Origin of the sequence: Devosia indica, from assembly GCF_003056405.1 — a bacterium.
Classification (GTDB): Bacteria; Pseudomonadota; Alphaproteobacteria; order Rhizobiales; family Devosiaceae; genus Devosia; species Devosia indica.
The window spans coordinates 148,657-166,982 of the sequence record NZ_PYVZ01000007.1; the positions used below are offsets into that span (position 1 = coordinate 148,657).

The 18,326-nt window shown below is 60.9% G+C and carries 18 protein-coding genes and 1 tRNA gene; 12 read left to right on the forward strand and 7 right to left on the reverse strand.

The features are described from left to right. Positions 1 to 52: 52 nt before the first annotated feature. Both DDE76_RS09100 and DDE76_RS09105 read left to right on the forward strand, forming a co-directional pair. Positions 53 to 129: transfer RNA gene (locus tag DDE76_RS09100), tRNA-Pro, on the forward strand. A gap of 60 nt (positions 130 to 189) precedes the next feature. Continuing rightward, a complete protein-coding gene (locus DDE76_RS09105) occupies positions 190 to 1,164 on the forward strand; it encodes a phosphotransferase enzyme family protein (RefSeq protein WP_104894578.1) in 975 nt (324 codons plus the stop codon). Here the strand turns inward: DDE76_RS09105 and DDE76_RS09110 are convergent. The 5 genes from DDE76_RS09110 to DDE76_RS09125 all read right to left on the reverse strand — a co-directional run bounded on the left by DDE76_RS09110 (position 1,137) and on the right by DDE76_RS09125 (position 7,167). Beyond that, complete coding sequence (locus DDE76_RS09110) at positions 1,137 to 2,417, reverse strand: O-antigen ligase family protein (RefSeq protein WP_157955729.1); 1,281 nt, start codon at positions 2,415 to 2,417, stop codon at positions 1,137 to 1,139. The two genes, DDE76_RS09105 and DDE76_RS09110, sit on opposite strands and share 28 nt — an antisense overlap. Positions 2,418 to 2,419: 2 nt before the next feature. Then, positions 2,420 to 3,865, reverse strand: coding sequence for a hypothetical protein (locus DDE76_RS19535; protein WP_157955730.1), 1,446 nt, complete (start codon positions 3,863 to 3,865; stop codon positions 2,420 to 2,422). A gap of 4 nt (positions 3,866 to 3,869) precedes the next feature. Beyond that, positions 3,870 to 5,384, reverse strand: coding sequence for an undecaprenyl-phosphate glucose phosphotransferase (locus tag DDE76_RS09115; protein WP_104894576.1), 1,515 nt, complete (start codon positions 5,382 to 5,384; stop codon positions 3,870 to 3,872). 101 nt (positions 5,385 to 5,485) lie between these two features. Then, a complete protein-coding gene (locus DDE76_RS09120) occupies positions 5,486 to 6,616 on the reverse strand; it encodes a glycosyltransferase (RefSeq protein ID WP_157955731.1) in 1,131 nt (376 codons plus the stop codon). Beyond that, a complete protein-coding gene (locus DDE76_RS09125; RefSeq protein WP_104894574.1) occupies positions 6,616 to 7,167 on the reverse strand; it encodes a polysaccharide biosynthesis/export family protein in 552 nt (183 codons plus the stop codon). Before DDE76_RS09125 ends, DDE76_RS09120 begins: the two co-directional genes overlap by 1 nt. 151 nt (positions 7,168 to 7,318) lie before the next feature. On the opposite strand from DDE76_RS09125, the gene DDE76_RS09130 reads away from it, so the two are divergent. Then, on the forward strand, positions 7,319 to 9,715 hold the full coding sequence (locus DDE76_RS09130) for a GumC family protein (RefSeq protein WP_104894573.1): 2,397 nt from the start codon (positions 7,319 to 7,321) through the stop codon (positions 9,713 to 9,715). A gap of 16 nt (positions 9,716 to 9,731) precedes the next feature. Further along, positions 9,732 to 10,772 carry a polysaccharide deacetylase family protein gene (locus tag DDE76_RS09135; protein WP_104894572.1) on the forward strand — a complete coding sequence of 347 codons (1,041 nt, stop codon included), beginning with the start codon at positions 9,732 to 9,734 and terminating at the stop codon, positions 10,770 to 10,772. A 19-nt stretch (positions 10,773 to 10,791) separates the two neighbouring features. Here the strand turns inward: DDE76_RS09135 and DDE76_RS09140 are convergent, their stop codons facing one another. Continuing rightward, complete coding sequence (locus DDE76_RS09140; RefSeq protein ID WP_157955732.1) at positions 10,792 to 11,016, reverse strand: DUF2842 domain-containing protein; 225 nt, start codon at positions 11,014 to 11,016, stop codon at positions 10,792 to 10,794. Positions 11,017 to 11,095: 79 nt separating this feature from the next. Between DDE76_RS09140 and DDE76_RS09145 the strand changes: the two genes are divergently transcribed. From DDE76_RS09145 to DDE76_RS09165, 5 genes are all read left to right on the forward strand, one after another. After that, entirely contained in the window at positions 11,096 to 12,157 is a 1,062-nt protein-coding gene (locus DDE76_RS09145) for a COX15/CtaA family protein (RefSeq protein ID WP_104894570.1), read from the forward strand. A gap of 140 nt (positions 12,158 to 12,297) precedes the next feature. Beyond that, positions 12,298 to 12,762 carry a 50S ribosomal protein L13 gene (gene rplM, locus DDE76_RS09150; RefSeq protein ID WP_104894569.1) on the forward strand — a complete coding sequence of 155 codons (465 nt, stop codon included), beginning with the start codon at positions 12,298 to 12,300 and terminating at the stop codon, positions 12,760 to 12,762. 1 nt (position 12,763) lies between these two features. Further along, entirely contained in the window at positions 12,764 to 13,246 is a 483-nt protein-coding gene (gene rpsI / locus DDE76_RS09155) for a 30S ribosomal protein S9 (protein WP_104894568.1), read from the forward strand. 62 nt (positions 13,247 to 13,308) lie between these two features. Then, complete coding sequence (locus DDE76_RS09160) at positions 13,309 to 13,710, forward strand: VOC family protein (protein ID WP_104894567.1); 402 nt, start codon at positions 13,309 to 13,311, stop codon at positions 13,708 to 13,710. Positions 13,711 to 13,715: 5 nt separating this feature from the next. Next, a complete protein-coding gene (locus tag DDE76_RS09165; RefSeq protein ID WP_104894566.1) occupies positions 13,716 to 14,360 on the forward strand; it encodes an SdpI family protein in 645 nt (214 codons plus the stop codon). On the opposite strand, the gene DDE76_RS09170 is transcribed toward DDE76_RS09165, so the two are convergent. After that, entirely contained in the window at positions 14,357 to 15,613 is a 1,257-nt protein-coding gene (locus tag DDE76_RS09170; RefSeq protein ID WP_104894565.1) for a cytochrome P450, read from the reverse strand. The two genes, DDE76_RS09165 and DDE76_RS09170, sit on opposite strands and share 4 nt — an antisense overlap. A 134-nt stretch (positions 15,614 to 15,747) precedes the next feature. On the opposite strand from DDE76_RS09170, the gene DDE76_RS09175 reads away from it, so the two are divergent. The 3 genes from DDE76_RS09175 (at position 15,748) to clpX (ending at position 18,322) form a co-directional block, all read left to right on the forward strand. Beyond that, complete coding sequence (locus DDE76_RS09175) at positions 15,748 to 15,975, forward strand: hypothetical protein (RefSeq protein ID WP_104894564.1); 228 nt, start codon at positions 15,748 to 15,750, stop codon at positions 15,973 to 15,975. 265 nt (positions 15,976 to 16,240) lie between these two features. Next, entirely contained in the window at positions 16,241 to 16,870 is a 630-nt protein-coding gene (locus DDE76_RS09180; protein ID WP_104894563.1) for an ATP-dependent Clp protease proteolytic subunit, read from the forward strand. Positions 16,871 to 17,044: 174 nt separating this feature from the next. Further along, the gene (clpX, locus tag DDE76_RS09185) at positions 17,045 to 18,322 is read left to right on the forward strand and encodes an ATP-dependent Clp protease ATP-binding subunit ClpX (protein ID WP_104894562.1); all 1,278 of its coding nucleotides are present in this window, start codon (positions 17,045 to 17,047) and stop codon (positions 18,320 to 18,322) included. The last annotated feature ends 4 nt before the right edge of the window (positions 18,323 to 18,326 follow it).

Genomic DNA, 18,326 nt, shown 5'->3' on the forward strand with positions numbered 1-18,326 from the left:
CTGGAATTTCCCCTTGCGTCAAAACTGCTGGTTCCGTATGTCTCCGCCCAGTCGGGGCGTAGCGCAGCCTGGTAGCGCATTTGTCTGGGGGACAAAGGGTCGTCGGTTCAAATCCGGCCGCTCCGACCATTCACTCTAGAGCGACTTCTCGGGGCCTTTGGCGGCCCCTTTCCCAAGCCGGAGCCGACCATGCCGCTACAGGTGAGCGACCTGGATAACGCCATTCCGCTATGGGACGAATTGGCCAGCGCCCAAGGGCGGCTGATCAATCATTCGGAAAACCACACCTTCCTGTTCTCCGCGCCGCACGGGGAGGCCTATTGCCTGCGCGTGCATCGGCCTGACTATCAAAGCACCGCCAATATCGAGAGCGAGCTGGCCTGGCTTGAGGCGCTGCACCGCCAGACCGAACTGGTCATCCCCGAGCCCATCGTTGGCAACAATGGCAAGCTGCTGCAACGCTTCACGACGGCGACCGGCAATACGCATCACGCAGTCCTTTTCCACTTCATTCCCGGCCGTGAGCCGACGCCGGAAAGCAATCTGGTGGAACTATTCTCGGTGTTGGGCGGCTATGCCGCCGGCCTTCACGAACACGCAATCGACTGGCAGAGGCCGGCTGGATTTGAGCGGCAGGCATGGACGGCAGGCGCCATTCTGGATGCCGACGGCCTCTGGGGCGACTGGCGTGTGGCGCCGGGTGTGACAACCCAAGTGCGCGACGTGCTTGATCGTGCAGAAACCGTGCTGCGGCACCGACTGGCGGACTATGGTACAGGGCCGGACCGTTATGGCCTGATCCATGCGGATATGCGGCTTGGCAATCTGCTGGTGGAGGGTAACCAGGTCTGCCTGATCGATTTCGATGATTGCGGCCTGTGCTGGTTTGGCTACGATTTTGCCGCCGCTATTTCCTTCCACGAAACGCACAAGGCCGTGCCGGCGCTCAAGGCCGCCTGGCTCGAGGCTTACCAGGCCCGTCGCCCGCTCTCCGCCCAGGATATTGAAATGCTCGATTCCATGGTCATGCTGCGTCGCATGGCTCTGCTGGCCTGGATAGGGTCACACTGCGAGACCAGCCTGGCGCAGACCCATGTTGACGGATTTGCCGAAGGGACCATGGATCTGGCCCGGCGCTATCTTTCCGGCGCCATCTGGCCCTGACGAGACACAGGTTGCGGCCGCGCAGCCTTCTGCTTCGCAGCGGCCCCGAGGCAAAACACGTTCAGGCCCCAGACCAGCCCGAAGAACAGCCACATATGCCGCCAGTGCTCGCCCTCATGCAGCGTCGCGCACATCACGATGCCGACCAGCGAGGCCAGCAGCACCACGGGGATCTCGCTGCGGGTCCGGCGATAATTGCGGATCGATACCACGGCGCTGCCAAAGGCCAGGCACAGCCAGGCTATGCCGCCGCCCCAACCATAATTGACGAAAGAGCTGAGCCAGATGTTGTGGATCGGCTCAGGAAATATCTTCTCCAGTTGCAGCACGCCGACACCGATCGGATCCTGCATGATCATGGGCAGCACGAGCAAGTAACGCCCATAGCGGCCTTCTTCACCCAGATCATAAGGCTGCGCCAGGGTCAGGCGCTCCAGAAAGCGCTCACTGAACTCGGGCGAGGCAATCGAGATGATGCCGGGCAACAGCACGGCGGAGACAACCAGGCCCAGAAGGATCAGCAGGAGCCGCCGCGGGTCGCGCCGATTCTGAAAGAAGATATAGGCCAACAGGCAGGCAAGGGCCGCCACCAGCGCGATGCGTGAAAGCGAAAAAAAGATACCCAGCAGAATCAGGAGCATGGCGCCGAGAAAGAACAGCTTATTGGCGCGGGTGCGCGTAAGCAGATAGGCGCAGAAGATCACCGCCGGAATCAGGAACGAGCCATACATGTTGGGGTCATCGATCAGGCCTTTGGCGCGACCATCCCAGGTGAGAAGCTCATTCTGCAAGAAAAAGCCAATGATCCCCAGCACCGAAGCGATGCTGCAAGAGACAACATAAACCCGCATAAAGGTCTCGAAATGCCGCCTGTTCCAGCTCATGGACACGAAGGCCCCAATCACCCCGATCGCGATCGAGAACGTCTTGGCGAGCAGCTCGAACAGCACATTCTCTTCGCCGACATGCGGCGCCGATGCGAGCATATAGGATACGGCCCACGCTCCCACGGCAAGTGAGAGGTACACAGCTCTGCGCGTCACCCCCAGTCGCGGCGACAAGGTCAGGTAGAACAAGGTGAACAGGAAGGCAGTGATATAGAGCAGATCCACCGGCGAGGGGCGGAACAGGGTGAAGTTCATGGCCAGGACCGCCAGGAAGAACACAAAGTTCCGCGTCGAGAACACCGCGAACTGCAAGCCCGAAAGGCTGACCTGCCAGCCCTTGGTGCCGCTATTGGTGGTCTCGCTCATACTCATTGTGCAAGTCCGTAGCCAAGCCGGGTTTCCATAGTGCCAAGGCCTTCGCAATCGGCATTGGCTGACGCCAGATACGATGCTGTTGCATCTGCCCGGCAAAGATAGACGGGAACGAAGCCGGCCTGCTGTTCCTCCAGAAGCCAGCCGACGGTTCGGCCTTCGGCGCGCCCCAGTGACGCACATTTTCCTTCCATTGCGATCAGCGGACCGGAACGGCTCCCAGAGCATTCGGTCAGCTTGACGCTGAGCATGTCGTCCGGGGCCCGGGTCAGGGCATAAGCAACAATGGCATCGAACTGGTAGGCCGACTCCGCACCTGTCAGTGGCGCGGTCGTCGAGATGTAGCGACCGGTTTCGGGCTCGTGCCAGCGGCTCAGGGCAATGCCCGCCTGTGCGGGAGGCGGGGTTGCCTCGACCGCGAGCGTGACGTCACGATGCACAAGGTAGCGGCTCTCAAATCCCTTGCCCGCCGGAACCAGGACGTAGCTCAAGACGAAGCGGTTGCCGACAGTGCTGCCACCAGTCTCCGGGTCAAGGATCGAGGCATAGACAGAAAGATCGGTCGGAGCAGGGCGGTTCCAGTCGGCGCCATCGATCGGCACCAGAGGCTCATCTAGGTCGACAAAGGAGATCTTGTTGTCCGACAGGGATAGGCGCAGCCCGCCGAACCAGGGATCCGTGGCGACTGCCGCGACCCAGTCCTGCTCTTCGAGATATCCAGCGCCGGTCCCGACAAAGCCGATATCGGTCGCTGCGCCACCCAGTCCTGGCTCTGTCCATCCGCCTTCGTGAAATTTGCGCCAATCTGTCGGATACTGCGCCGGCGTTCGGGCAACAATGGTCTGCCAATCGGTATTTCTCAGGCAGTAGGCATAGAGAAAGCCGTCGTGACCATCCACGAGCGAGCAATCGCCTTCCCCGGTAATCTGGTCGGGCAACGGTTGATCGGTGCCGGCAATCACTGTGCCCAGATTGGTCCAGGTCAGCCCATTATCGTTCGAGGTTGCAATGGCCATCGACTTGTCGGTGCGACCCACACCGTAGTCGCAGGCCCGTTCCTGATGCACGAAGCCGACAAGTGTTTCGGCTGTCCGGACGGTTGAGGTCAGCCAGCTTCCGCAATCGTTGATACTGCCGGGTTCACCCACTTCGAGCACGGCGCGGCGCGACCCGCCCATGTCCGAAATGCTCGCCCCCTCGACCGCATAGGTGGCACCATTGGCCGTAAAGCCGCGATAGCTCCCATCCTCCAGCCTAATGGCCGAGAAAGTGGCGTCCAGCTCGTCAGGAAATGGGCCGCGAACGACCTTGGGCGGGCCGACGCGCACGCTGATACAGTCCACGCAGATTGCTTCGTCGGCCAACGCAGGAGAGGGCGCCAGCCCGGCGAAGGTCGGCAGTGCAATCAGTCCAGCAAGGCGCAATGCAGAAGCTTTGGTCATCCGGCTAATAGGCATTTTCCGATGTGAACAAACGCAGTGGCGTCATCAGGACGATGTAGAGATCGAACAGGATCGACCAGTGCTCGATATAATAGAGGTCATGGTTCACGCGCTGCATGATCTTGTCGATTGTGTCGGTTTCCCCGCGCCATCCATTGATCTGCGCCCAGCCGGTCATCCCGGGCTTGACGCGGTGCCGTGCAAAATAGCCTTCCACGGCCTCGTAGTAGAGCTGGTTGGCGGCCTTGGCCTGCAGCGCATGGGGGCGGGGGCCAACCACGGATAGCTCGCCTTTGAGAACGTTGAAGATTTGCGGCAGCTCATCGATGGACGTGCGGCGGATGAACTTGCCCACCCGGGTAACCCGCGGATCGTCACGGGTTACCTGCTTGGCTGCGTCATAGTCGAGCATGTCGGTTCGCATCGAGCGGAACTTGTATATGCGGATCAGCTCATTGTTGAAGCCATGCCGGTTCTGCACGAAGAAGACCGGGCCCTTGCTCTCGAGCTTGATGGCAAGGGCCGTCACGATCATGATCGGCGAGAGAAGGATCAGCGCGGTCAGCGCCACGGTCTTGTCGAAGACCCATTTGAAGATCAGGTTCCAGTCCGAAATCGGACGATCGGCCATATCCAGCACGGGCAATTCGCCAACATAGGAATAGGCTTTCTCGGTAAAGCGCAGCTTGCTCATATGCGCGGACAGGCGGATATCCACCGGCAGCACCCAAAGCTGGGTCAGCATGTCGAGAACCCGTTTTTCGGCCGAGAGCGGCATCGAAACGATCACCAGGTCCACGGGTGTGCGCCGCGCGAACTCGATCAACTCGGAGACCTTGCCCAGCTTCTCATAGCCCGACACCATGTCGGGCGAGCGTTCGCCCTCACGATCATCGAACAGGCCGAGCAGGTTGATGTCCTTGTCTGCACCGGCCTGAATCTGATCGATGAGCAGCGCTGCATCAGCCCCGCCACCGACAATCACCGTACGCCGCTTGAGGCGTCCCTGTGCCGTCCAGCGTGACACCAGGCCACGCAGGATCTGCCGGTAGATCACCAGTAGCGCGGCCCCGCCCAGGAACCAGCTCAACAGCCATACCCGGGAGACCATGTCGCCGGCCTTGAAGAAGAACAGGCCGACGGTCAGGATCAGCATGACGCCAGCCCAGGCACCCAGTACACGACCAGTCTGTGAGAGTACCGTACGATAGGCGGTGATGCGATGCGAGCGCACCGCGTTGAATGCAATATTGGCAATCAGCACGCTTGCGAGGATGACCGGAATGTAGAACCCATCCTGGCGCGGCTCTACATAGGCAAGGTGTATCCCATAGCCGAGCAGCGCCAGCAGCGTTGCCTCGATGATCTGTGCAATCCCGGCCACGACCGCGCCTGAAAGCGTGCGCTCGACAGGCGCAGCAATGATGCGCTCGGCACTATCTGAGAGTCGCGTATCGCCCGCGGCAAGGTTGCGGGACGCATGGCCCTCAAAGGCTTTCTTGGGGTCGACACGAAACATGAGGCTTACCGGCGCTTTCTGGTTTTGCCCGGCATGATGGCGTCGCAGACCTTTATACTCGGTGAAATCACGCAGCACGGTATCGTGAAATCTCCGAAAGGTTACTGTCGGGTTGCCCCGTGATAGAGGTCTTCAATGGCGCCGGCCATGCGCTCTACCGAAAACTGGGTCGAGACATGAGCAAGCCGTACGCGCATGTCCGCCTGAGCGGCGTCAGGGTCGGCCAGGAATCGCCGCATGGCATCGGCTAGGTGCGGCGCGCTGTTCGGCTCGACCAGACGGTCCGCTGTCGGGCCAAAAATTTCGCCAATGCCGCCCACCTGGGTGGCAATCACCGGTAGCTGCGCTGCGGCAGCCTCCATGACCACATAGGGCAGGGATTCTGCCAGGGATGGCACAACGGCGCAGCGGCCCCGCTGGAAGACGCTGCGTGCGGGCTGCGAGCCGACCAGGTCGACCCGATCCGCAATGCCAAGGTCGCGGATACGGGCTTCCAACGCGGCGCGCTCGGGTCCGTCTCCGGCCATCACCAGCCGTGCAGGCTGGCCATCCGGACGCGAAACCAGGGCAACCGCATCCACAAGCGGGAAGATCCCTTTGAGCTCCCGCAATTCGCCAACAAAAACGAAGTCTGCAGCATCGTCTTGCGGCACCACTGGCTCGAACTCTTCAGGGCGCAGGCCATTATGGATGACCGCGCTTTGACAAGTCGGAGCGCCGATCAGGGCGGAGTAGGTCCGCTCGGCATAGGCGCTTTCGAAGATGATCGCCTCAGTACGGCTCATCAGATGGCGTTCAATGCCATGAAACAGACGCCCCGACATCTGGTTCGCCGGGAAATGCAGCACGCCGCCATGTGGGGTATAGAAGACCCTGACCCTGTGGCGGCCATAGCTTGCCAGGCGGGCGTAAAAGCCCCCCTTGGCCCCGTGACCATGCAGGATGTCAACATTGAGCCGTCGTGCCAGCGCGGTGACGGCAAATGGTGTCCGAAGATCGCCACTTCCGAACTGACGTGGCATCGGCAGCCGATGGATGCCAAGGGACGCATGCTGTTCGAGAGCCCTGAGCAAGGTTTCCGTCTGCGCGTCATTGGCGACGCTGTCAACGATCAGGCCGATGTCGTGGCCCTGTGCGGCAAGATAGCGGGTCAGGTCCGCAACATGCCGAAACAACCCGCCAACTGGCGCGCGCAGGATTTGCAGTATGCGCAAGCCACCAGCCGTTGCCACTAGAACCAGCGCTCCTGCACCACGATCGTATCGCCGGGGAAAATGGGGAAGTCGAGATCGACGGCACCCTTCACCATTTCATTGCCCTGGCGGCGATAGACGACCGCTCGGTTGCGGTCCGCTGTCTCGGTATATCCGCCGGCGGTGCTGATCGCGGCGCGCACCGTCATGCCGTAAACATAGGGGAACTGGCCGGCCGTCTTGATCTCGCCCTGGATATAGAAGGGGCGGTACTGGTCAATCTCCACGGCAACGTCGGGATTGCGCATATAGCCGTTGGCCAAGGCGCGCGCGAGTCGCTGTGCGGCGACCTCGGTAGTGCTGCCGCGCACCGGCACCGGCCCTACAAGCGGAAAGGCAATCGCGCCCTTGTCGTCGACCTTGTAGGTCTTGCTCAGTTCAGCATCGCCATAGACGGAAACCCTTACGACATCGCCCGTATCGAGTTGGTACGGTCCCTTGGTGTCCACCAGGTAGCTTGCAGGACGCGTTGTAGCGCAGCCAGCCAGCGTCAGTGACATGATGACGGCAATAAAGGGGAGCCAGCGCATAATAATCCTGAGCCTTCGAGTTGCCCGCAGTCTGGTCTGACATGGTTAAGAATTCGCTTATGGGCACGCCTTTGGCTTGCGCGCTGCAAGGTCGGTTAACTCAATGTTGACCATGGCTGGCGTAGGTCTACGTCAGTATTGAGGGCCCGCTATGACCTACGAACAACCACCTATGGATGATACGCGGATTGATGTGGCGGCCCTGCTATCGGCAATTGTGGGGAATTTACCGCGCATTCTGCTGATCACACTTGGCTTGCTTGTCGCCACGTTTGTCGTGCTGCTGTTCCAGCCGCGCATGTACGAATCGACCTCGGCCATTCTCGTCGAGCCACGGTCGAGCCCCTATGTGCGGGCCTCCAACGAGCAGGCGCCTTCCTCCTCGGGCAATGAGGTGGGTGTGGTGTCCAGCCAGATTGAGTTGCTGAAGTCTCGCGACACCCTGCTTGGCGTGATCGATGCCCTCGATCTGCGCTCGGTCGCTGAGTTCAACGGAGCCGCTTCCGGCTTTTCGCCTGTCTCAATGATCATGCAGGTCGTCGGCAGGCGGGCTGTGACGCCCAACAGCATCGACGAGACCGTGCTCACCGCTTTGTATGATCGGCTTGATGTTGCCCAGGAAAGGGATTCGCGGATCATTTCGGTGACTGTCAGCACGACCGACCCGGAGCTTTCCGCCCGCATTGCCAATGCTGTCGCCTCGGCCCATGTTGCCCGCCGGGCACAGCTTTCCATTTCCGATACCGCTGATGCATCTGGCTGGTTGCGCGCAGAAATAGACCGGCTGCGCGTTTCGGTTCAGGAAGCGGAATCTGCGGTGGCTGATTTCCGTGTCGAGAACGACCTGTTCACCGGGCAGAACAATACCAGCCTGCTCGATCAGCAATTGTCCAATATCTCGTCGCAGATCACGGCAGCGCAGGAGCGCAAGAACACGGCCGCGTCGCGCGCTGAGCTGATCCGCGGCTTGATCGAGCGCGGCCAGCCGATTGAGGGTGTGGCCGATGTGCGCGATTCCGTGGTCATTCAACGCCTCAGCGAGGAGAAGGCCCGCTTGCAGGGTGAGCGCGCACAGCGATCGGCGACGATGCTCTCGAATCATCCCTCCATTCGCGCGCTCAATGCCCAGATTGCCGAACTCGATAGTCAGCTTCGCATTGAAGGGGGCCGTGTTGCCGATGCTCTTGAAGCTGAAGCGCAGATCGAAGCGGACCTTGCCGCTTCCCTGGAAGCGGATCTGGCACGAGCCAAGTCGAGCGCCTCGCTGGCCACGCGGGAGACCGTGACCCTTGACGGTCTTGAACGTGAAGCCAAGGCCCAGCGCGATCTGCTCGAAGCCTATCTTCTGCGCTTCAATGAGGCCTCCTCGCGTGTCGATTCCAATTCTGCGCTGCCCGATGTCCGTGTGGTTTCGGAGGCTGCCCCCTCGGTCACGCCGGCCTCCCCCAAAACGTCCTTCATCATGTTGGCTGTCGGCGTCGTGTCGGTCATTGTTCAGGTCGGGGTCGTCGCTTTTGGCGAGCTGATGTCCGGACGCGCGCTGGCGCCGGTTGTGCGCAGGCCCGTGGCCACGGACACGCTTGAAGAATCGCCCTTCAACGCCGACGAGCTGGAGCCTGAACAGCGTTGGGAGGATGAGGCCGACGCAGGCGCGGGTGAGGTGGCCGGTCAAACCGGAACGACCGACGATGCGTCGTTGGACGAGGCCGAACTGGTCGACGCTGTCGCGCATCTTGATGAGATGGACGAGCCGGCCATCGTGGTCGATGAGGGCGCACCTCTGGCAGAAGAGCCGAACCAGGAATTCGCCGGGCTGGCGGACCTTGCTGGGGATCCGCAGCCCTCTGCCCCCAGGCCGCAACGCCAGGAAATCGCTTCCGATCCGGCGCCATCTGGGTCATGGGACAACCAGCCTGAATTGCCGCCGGTCTTGCGGCAGGACTGGACCTCGGCGGGTCCTGTGGCTGAACCAGGGATCATGCATAAGGCAACGGCCACATCGGAAATCATCCGCTCCGCCGATCTGGTGTCTGATCTTGTCCTGGGTCGCACCCATCTGCTGCTGCTGGCCGACCATTTTTCCGGCCAGGCCAGCAGCATGCTGGCCGAAAACCTGGTGGGCGATGCCATCTCCCGGGGGCTCAGTGTCGCTCTGATTGATGCGGGCACCGGCCAACGTACCGCGGAGACCGGCCTCAGCGATCTGAGCAACGGGCATGCCGGCTTCGGCGATGTGGTCCAGAAATCCGCAGACAATGGCTTTGCCGAAGTGACCTGGGGCACCGGCACTGGAATCAATCACCGGTCAAGCCGGCCGGCCACGCTGGTTGAAGCTCTGGGTGACATCTATGAAGTCGTGATCGTTCTGACCGGCAGGGTGGGCGGCGCCTCCACGCTGGATATGTTTGTCGAACTCGGCGGCCGGGTCGTGCTGGTTGCCGATAGCGATGCCGAACTGGACAGTGCGGAGTCGGCGCGTCGGGCGCTGGAAAACGCAGGTCTGGCCCAGGTAGAGATCGCGGCCCTGGCTGAGCCGGTGGCGGCCTGATCGCCGGGGCCACGCCGTGTCGCTGAAATATGCCGCCATTCGCGCCAGCTTTGAGCTGCTTTGGCTCACCGGGATGCCGCGCCTGTTTCGGTTGTTGTCGCGCTCGCGCGGTGTGATCTTCACCCTTCATCGCGTGCTGCCCGCGCCCCCGGCCGACTTTGCACCCAACGCCATACTGCAGGTGCAGCCCGATTTTCTGGACTATTGCCTCGAGCGATTGGGCGAGCTGGACATTGATAGTGTCAGCCTTGATGAGGCGCTGCAGCGTCTGGCGAGCAGCAGGAAGGGCCGTCCTTTTGTCGTCCTGACCTTCGATGACGCCTATCGCGACAATCTCCAGCATGCCTTGCCCATCCTGCGGGCGCATGAGGCGCCGTTCACGCTTTATGTCCCGACGGCCTTCGTCGACGGCGTCGGGCAGCTCTGGTGGCAGGCCATCGAAGACATCATCGCCCGCCAGGAAGCCGTCGCTTTCAGTGAGGCCGGCGAGACCGAATATGTCGAGACTCGCACCCTGGCGCAAAAGCAAGAGGCCTTTGACCGTCTCTATTGGCGCATGCGCAAACTGCCCGAACCCGAGCGGCTTGCGCTTCTCAACGATTTCACCACTGCCTATGGCTATGACCTGCATCGGCAATGCCGCGAACTGATCATGGACTGGCAGGAGCTGCGCCAATTCGCCGGCGATCCCCTTTGCACCATTGGTGCGCACACCGTGCACCATTACGAGCTTGCCAAGCTCCCGCTTGAGCAGGCACGCAACGAGATGATCCAGTCCGTTGATATTATCGAGGCTCAGTTCGGCATTCGGCCCAAGCACTTTTCCTATCCATTGGGTGGCCCGCTTTCTTGCGGTCCACGCGAATTTGAACTGGCAGCCGAACTTGGTTTTCGCACGGCGGTCACAACGCGACCCGGCGGTCTTTATCCGCACCATTTAGACAAGCTGTGCCAATTGCCCCGCGTCTCGCTCAACGGATATTTCCAGGCGCGGCGCTACGTCGATGTCTTTGCCAGCGGGGGATTGTTCACCCAACTTGGCAGATTGACCGGCTAAGCCTCGGAATGGATTCGCTTTAGCGTCCATTAACCTGTGTTGTGTCGGGCTTTGCCATCCATTTGATCAACGGCATTGCAGGCAGCATCCAGCCCATCCCTGCGACGATGAAGAAACCGATCAGCACCAGACCGGGAAGCCCCTCGGGCAGCAGCAGGTAGACCGAGGTCGCCAGAATCGACCACAGGATGATCGAGCCGACTAGAAGGAAGGCGCCTATCAATTTGCGGCTACGCTGGTTCATGTGCGGCATCTGGGCTGTTGCGAGGCAATCATGAGCGGATTACCACTCCCGCACGCTTATCGAAACCGGAAACCGTGCCGTGACCCCCAAGCAAGATGCCGCACCGGGCCAAGTCAGCTACGCAAGTGATCCATTACGGCCCGTCCGCATCTGGCTCTATGGACTGGCCGCCTTTGTCCTGCTCATCGTTGTGGTCGGGGGCATCACGCGCCTGACCGAATCCGGCCTTTCCATCACCTCGTGGAAGCCCATTTCAGGTGTGATTCCGCCGCTCAACCAGGCCGAATGGGAGGCCGAGTTCGAGGCCTATAAGCAGATCCCGCAATATTCGGTGATCAACTCTTGGATGAGCCTTGATGATTTCAAGTTCATATTCTTCTGGGAGTGGTTCCACCGCCTCGTCGCGCGCTTCCTCGGCGTGCTCTTCATCGTCCCCTTTGTCGTCTTCCTGTTCCAGAAGCGCCTGCCGCGGAATCTCGCCTGGCCGCTGTTTGGCCTGTTTGTACTTGGCGGCTTCCAGGGCGCATTGGGCTGGTGGATGGTATCATCGGGCCTGACCGAATTGACCTCCGTATCTCAATACCGCCTGGCCGCCCATCTGACGGCCGCCTCTCTGCTATTCATCGCACTGGTCTACGTAGCCCGTTCGCTCTCGCCAGGCCGTGTTCTGGGGCGGGTCACCGGCTTTCACATGGCTACGGCGATCTTGCTGCTCGTCTCAATCATTCTGCAGATCGGGGCAGGGGCCTTTGTGGCCGGTCTTGATGCGGGCATGGGCTACCAGACCTGGCCGCTGATGGACGGGGCCATCATTCCAAATGGGCTGTTCGCCATGGATCCGGCATGGCGCAACCTGTTCGAGAATGCGCTCACCGTGCAGTTCATCCACCGGGGCCTCGCATATTTGATCGTGGCCTATGTCGCATATCTGATCTGGCGCCGATATAGCGATGGCGGCTTTGGCGGTGTCCACGGCTGGCTGCCGCGCATCGGTGCCATCGTGCTGCTGCAGGTCGGTCTGGGCATTGCGACCTTGCTGATGAGTGTCCCCATCGGTCTTGCCGTGGGCCATCAGGCCCTTGCTTTCATGCTGGCCGGCCTCTCGATTGCCTACATTGCCGACATGCGCCGAGTGCGGTAATATAATACCGCGTTTGTAAGCTGTTGATTTATATAGTGAAATAAATGGGAGTTGACGATACTCGGAATCTCCCTTAGAGAGCCGCTCGAACTGGCCGGTCCATGCGTGGGCCGGCTGCTTGAATCTTAGGGAATTCGCTTATGAGCACGTACTCGGCAAAACCGAGCGAGATCGAAAAGCAGTGGGTCCTGATCGACGCCGAAGGGCTGGTCGTGGGTCGTCTGGCTTCGATCATCGCATCGCGTCTGCGCGGCAAGCACAAGCCGACCTTCACCCCCCACATGGACATGGGTGACAACATCATCGTCATCAATGCCGACAAGGTGAAGTTGACCGGTCGCAAGCTGGACCAGCATCGCTTCTACTGGCACACCGGTTACCCCGGTGGCATCAAGGACCGCACCGCGCGTGAGCTGCTCGAAGGCCGCTTCCCGAACCGTGTCCTCGAGAATGCCGTTCGCCGCATGATGCCTGGTGGTCCGCTGACCCGCGCCCAGCTCAAGAACCTGCGCGTTTACGCTGGTACCGAGCATCCCCATGAAGCGCAGAATCCGAGCAAGCTCGACGTCGCTGCGATGAACACCAAGAATGCGCGGGTGAAGTAATATGGCTGAAACCATCAACTCCCTCGAAGACCTCGGCACCACCGCAGCCGCTCCGGCTGTGAACACCGCTCCGGTCCACGAACAGAAGCTCGACAGCCTCGGCCGCGCCTATGCCACCGGCAAGCGCAAGAACGCCGTCGCCCGTGTCTGGATCAAGCCGGGCAAGGGCACCCTCACCGTCAACGGCCGCGAATTCGCCAAATACTTCGCCCGTCCGGTTCTGCAGCTCATCGTCAAGCAGCCGATCGTCGCTTCCGAGCGTCTCGATCAGTATGACGTGAACGTCACCGTCGCCGGCGGCGGTCTGTCCGGTCAGGCCGGTGCCGTTCGTCACGGCATCTCCAAGGCTCTCACCTACTTCGAACCCGCCCTGCGCCCGGTTCTGAAGAAGGGTGGCTTCCTGACCCGTGACAGCCGCGTTGTGGAACGCAAGAAGTACGGCAAGGCCAAGGCCCGCCGGTCGTTCCAGTTCTCCAAGCGCTGATCGCTGGACTATCGAATTTTGCGAGGGGCCGGGAAACCGGCCCCTTTGCTTTGGGAGGTGTCATGTTCAGCCATGTGACCGTCGGCAGCAACGATCTCGAACGTGCTGGTCAGTTCTACGATGCCGTGCTTCTGCCGCTTGGCCTTCGTCGGCGCGTGGTAGAGCCCGATGGCGGACCGGAGGCGCTCTGCTGGGTGGGAAAGTCCCCATATCCGCGCTTCTATGTCTATGTACCGTTCGACGGGCGGGCAGCAGCACCGGGGAACGGCGCGATGCTGGCTTTCATCGCGCCAAGCAAGGACGCCGTGATCGAGGCCCATACTGCAGGCTTGGCGGCCGGCGGTCGGGACGAGGGGGCGCCCGGCCTCAGACCGCACTATGCGCCAGACTATTTCGGCGCCTATTTGCGCGATCCTGATGGCAACAAAGTCCACCTTGTATTTCGGGCGGTTCTGCTCACCTGATTGCCATGCCCAGTCTCGTCACGCGCTTTCACATGCTGATTTTCATCGTCACCTTGGCCATTGCCGGTGTCGCTGTCCTCAACATCCCCGAGGGTTACGCGTTCCCGGCGCATTGGCGCGGTTCGACCGTAGATTGGTTATGGCCGCGCAATCTCGCCCTGGCCGTCGCGCCGGCATTGCAGCTACTGCTCATCTCTGCCTTCTTTCTGCTCGGACGTGCCCTGACCAGGAACCACCTCGCCAAGACCCGGCATATCTTGGACCCGGCGCTGAGCCTGCTTCTGGCCGTCGCTGCGGCCCTTCAGCTTGGGCTGCTTTTCAACGGCATCGGCTCTGACATCGATATGTTCCGCATCACGGCTTTTGGCCTGGCAGCCCTCTTGCTGGTGCTGGCTGTCGTCATCTACGAGGCCGAGCGCCACTCCTATGCCGGACTGCGCATGCCCTGGCCCATCCCATCCGATCGCGCCTGGAAAGTTGTCCACCGCATCAGCGGAATTGCTTCAGCGCTCGCCGCCATCGCATTGGCCTGGCTGGCCTGGCTCGACCCGGGGCCGGGCATGCTTGTGCTTGCAATGGCGGGAACGCTCGGCATGCTGCCCTTGTTGGCCGGCCTGGTTACGCTTGCGACCCGCGCCATGCAGGACTAGCGCCACCCCACCATCAGCCTCTCCAGCCCGTGGAAATGATAGACATTGCCATAGCGCGGCGGCTCCACGATCCTGAGCGTCGGCAGCCGCTCGAACAACACGCCCATGGCTTCCTGCAACTCGATCCGCGCCAATGGCGCGCCGATGCAGAAGTGGATGCCCGCGCCGAAGCTGACATTGGCGCCATCCGTGCGGAAAGGATCGAACCGGTCGGCATGGGCAAACCGCGCCGGGTCTCGATTGGCCGCCCCCAGCATCAATCCGATCACATCGCCCTTGCGCAGCGCAATGCCGTCCACTTCCGTGTCCATCAACGCATAGCGGGTGAACAGATGCAGGGGCGCATCGAAGCGCAGGCATTCTTCCACGGTTCTTTCTGCCTGTTCCGGCGTCGCGAACAGGCTCTGCGAGTCAAGCCCGCTTTCCAGGATCGACTTCACCCCATTGCCAGTCGTATGCACCGTCGCCTCATGCCCGGCATTGAGCAGCAAGATGGCGGTCGAGATCACCTCGTCATCGCTCAGCACGTCGCCATCGCGGTCCGTGGTCAGCATATGGGTAAGCAGGTCTTCGCGCGGCGCTTTGCGCCGCTCCGCGATCATGTCACGCAGATAGGCTGTGAACTCCGCCGCCGCCCGATTGGCATCCAGCTCGGTCTCGCGGGTGACATTGTACATATACATGGTCACCATGCGATTGGACCAATTAAGCAATTGCGGTGCCATTTCCGCCGGCAACCCGATCATTTCGGCAATCACGATGGCCGGGATCGGCGCCGCGAAGGCCTTGATCAGATCAACGCTCTCCGCGCCCTCGAACCCATCGATGATCTCGTGCGCCAATTGCCGGATGCGCGGACGCAATTGCTCCACCTGCCGCGACACGAAAGCCCGGTTCACCAGCGTCCGCAGCCGCGTATGCGCCGGCGCCTCCAGGTTCAGCAGCGAAAATTTCTCTGTCAGGTCGAAGTCCGTCACATGCGGCTTGGGCTCGGGCAGCCCGACCTCTTCGCGGCTCGCTACATGCAGGATATCCCGCCCGAACCGCTTGTCGCGCAACAGGGCGCTGACCGATTTGAAGTCGGCAAAGCACCAATGCCCATACTCTTCCCAGAAAAAGGCCGGGTGGCTGGCATGCTGGCGCGCATAAAAGGGGTAGGGGTTCTGGTAGAAGGCCGGATCCTGCGGCGCTGCACTGGCACTGAGATGCGGCGGAACGCCGGTAATCGGTTTGACTTGGGTAATGGCGGCCATGGTCTCGGGGCGGTTTTTTTGATCGGCTGGTCAAACCTAAAGCGTGACGCGGGATCTGCCTATGCCCTCACGCCTTGCTCCCGTCGAAAAAATCGCTAGGGAAGAGGACGACAGTTTCGAGGAGCATTAATCCCGTGAGCGACATCACCTATTCCGAGGCAATCGATGCCATCTACGCCTCGATCCAGAACGACAACGAAGACCTCGATACCCATATCGCAGCGCTCAAGGCCGCCATGGCGCGTGAAGGGATCAAGGAGGCCACCTTCGAAACCGCCAAGCTGGCTCAGGGCAATCGCCAGGGCCGCAAGCTGATGCAGGCCTACTTCCGCAAAAAGGGCATTGCGGTCGGTTTCAGCTAACTTGAGACAATTTGGCTGCATTCACCTTTTAGCCACAAGAAATGGGCGAGAAACGGCGGGACTATTGAAGCCTGCCCCATTGCCGCCTATCTCTGCCTTTACCGCCCGTTAAGGCGGCGTCGACTGCAATCAGCCCGTCGCGCTGATTCTATTTCCGGCATGCCAAGCCCGTCCCGCCAATGCTGCGTCTGGGGCAGGGCATGTCCAAACCAACCAAGCCTGTCATCCGGTCCGCGACCCGGGGCAAGGCCAAGGGGCAAACCATATGCGGGATCCGCACGATCTTTACATGAACACGCTCGTTCCCATGGTGGTCGAGCAGTCGAACCGCGGCGAACGCGCATTCGACATCTATTCGCGGCTCCTCCGCGAACGCATCATTTTTGTGACCGGCGTGGTCGAGGACAATATGGCCTCGCTCATCGTCGCCCAGCTTCTGTTTCTCGAATCAGAGAACCCGAAGAAGGAAATCGCCATGTACATCAACTCGCCCGGCGGCGTGGTGACGGCTGGCCTTTCCATCTATGACACCATGCAGTTCATCCGTCCGGCCGTTGCCACCATGGTCATGGGCCAGGCCGCTTCGATGGGCTCGCTGCTGCTGGCAGCCGGTGAATCGGGCATGCGCACCTCGCTGCCCAATTCGCGCGTCATGGTCCACCAGCCCTCTGGCGGCTTCCAGGGTCAGGTCACCGACATCCTGATTCATGCTAAGGAAGTCGAGGGTTTGAAGCGTCGTCTTAATCAGATTTATGAAAAGCACACCGGCCGTTCCTACGAGGAAATCGAGAACGCTCTGGAGCGTGACCGCTTCCTCTCGCCTGAAGAGGCGAAGGCCTTTGGCCTGATCGATGCGGTCATGGAAAAACGCGCCGTGCCGGAGGCATCCGCCTGACTTGGCGCGCGTTAAGCACAATGCTGATGCGCCGTGGACTGTGATCCAAGCGCAATTGCACCGAGCCGGAACGGCCTTTAAGGTCGTTTCGGCTTAGACTTTCTTTATGCCTTGAGCGTTAGCCTGCCTGTTAACGCTTGATTTTGGGGGTGCTCAACCCCCGGGAGTGACTGGATGTCCAAAGAGACGACGAACGGCGAAACCTCCAAGAACACGCTTTACTGCTCGTTCTGCGGCAAGTCGCAGCACGAAGTGCGCAAGCTGATCGCCGGTCCGACCGTATTCATCTGCGATGAATGCGTCGAACTGTGCATGGACATCATCCGCGAAGAGAACAAGACCTCCATGGTCAAGTCCTCCGAGGGCGTGCCCACACCTGCAGAAATCTGCAAGGTGCTGGACGACTACGTCATCGGCCAGTTCCGCGCCAAGCGCGTGCTCTCCGTGGCTGTCCACAATCACTACAAGCGCCTGCACCACGCAGCCAAGAACCAGGATGTTGAACTGTCCAAGTCCAACATCATGCTGATCGGCCCCACCGGTTCGGGCAAGACCCTGTTGGCCCAGACCATGGCGCGCATCCTCGATGTGCCTTTCACCATGGCCGATGCCACCACCCTGACCGAAGCCGGCTATGTCGGCGAGGACGTGGAAAACATCATCCTCAAACTGCTGCAGTCTGCCGACTACAATGTCGAGAAGGCCCAGCGCGGCATCGTCTATATCGACGAGGTCGACAAGATTTCCCGCAAGTCGGACAACCCCTCGATCACCCGTGATGTTTCGGGCGAGGGTGTGCAGCAGGCCCTGCTCAAGATCATGGAAGGCACCGTGGCCTCCGTGCCCCCGCAGGGCGGTCGCAAGCACCCGCAGCAGGAATTCCTGCAGGTGGACACGACCAATATCCTGTTCATCTGCGGCGGCGCCTTTGCCGGCCTCGAAAAGATTATCTCGGCGCGTGGCGAGGGTTCGGGCATCGGCTTTGCCGCCACCGTCAAGGATCCGAACGATCGTCGCGTTGGTGAAATGCTGGCCGAGGTGGAGCCCGAGGATCTGGTCAAATTCGGCCTTATCCCCGAATTCATCGGTCGTCTGCCGGTCCTGGCAACGCTGGAAGATCTCGATGTGCCCGCGCTCATCGAAATTCTCACCGCGCCCAAGAACGCACTGGTCCGTCAGTATCAGCGCCTGTTCCAGATGGAAGAGATCGAACTCACCTTCCACGAGGATGCCCTCAAGGCCATCGCCGAGAAGGCCATCGAGCGCAAGACCGGTGCCCGCGGCCTCCGCTCGATCATGGAAGGCATCCTGCTCGACACCATGTACGACCTGCCTTCCCTCGAAGGCGTCGAAGAAGTGGTGATCAGCGAGGATGTGGTGCGGGGCAAGGATGTCCGTCCGCTCTACATCTATTCCGAACGCAACAAGGACGAAGCGCCGGCAACGGCCTGAATGT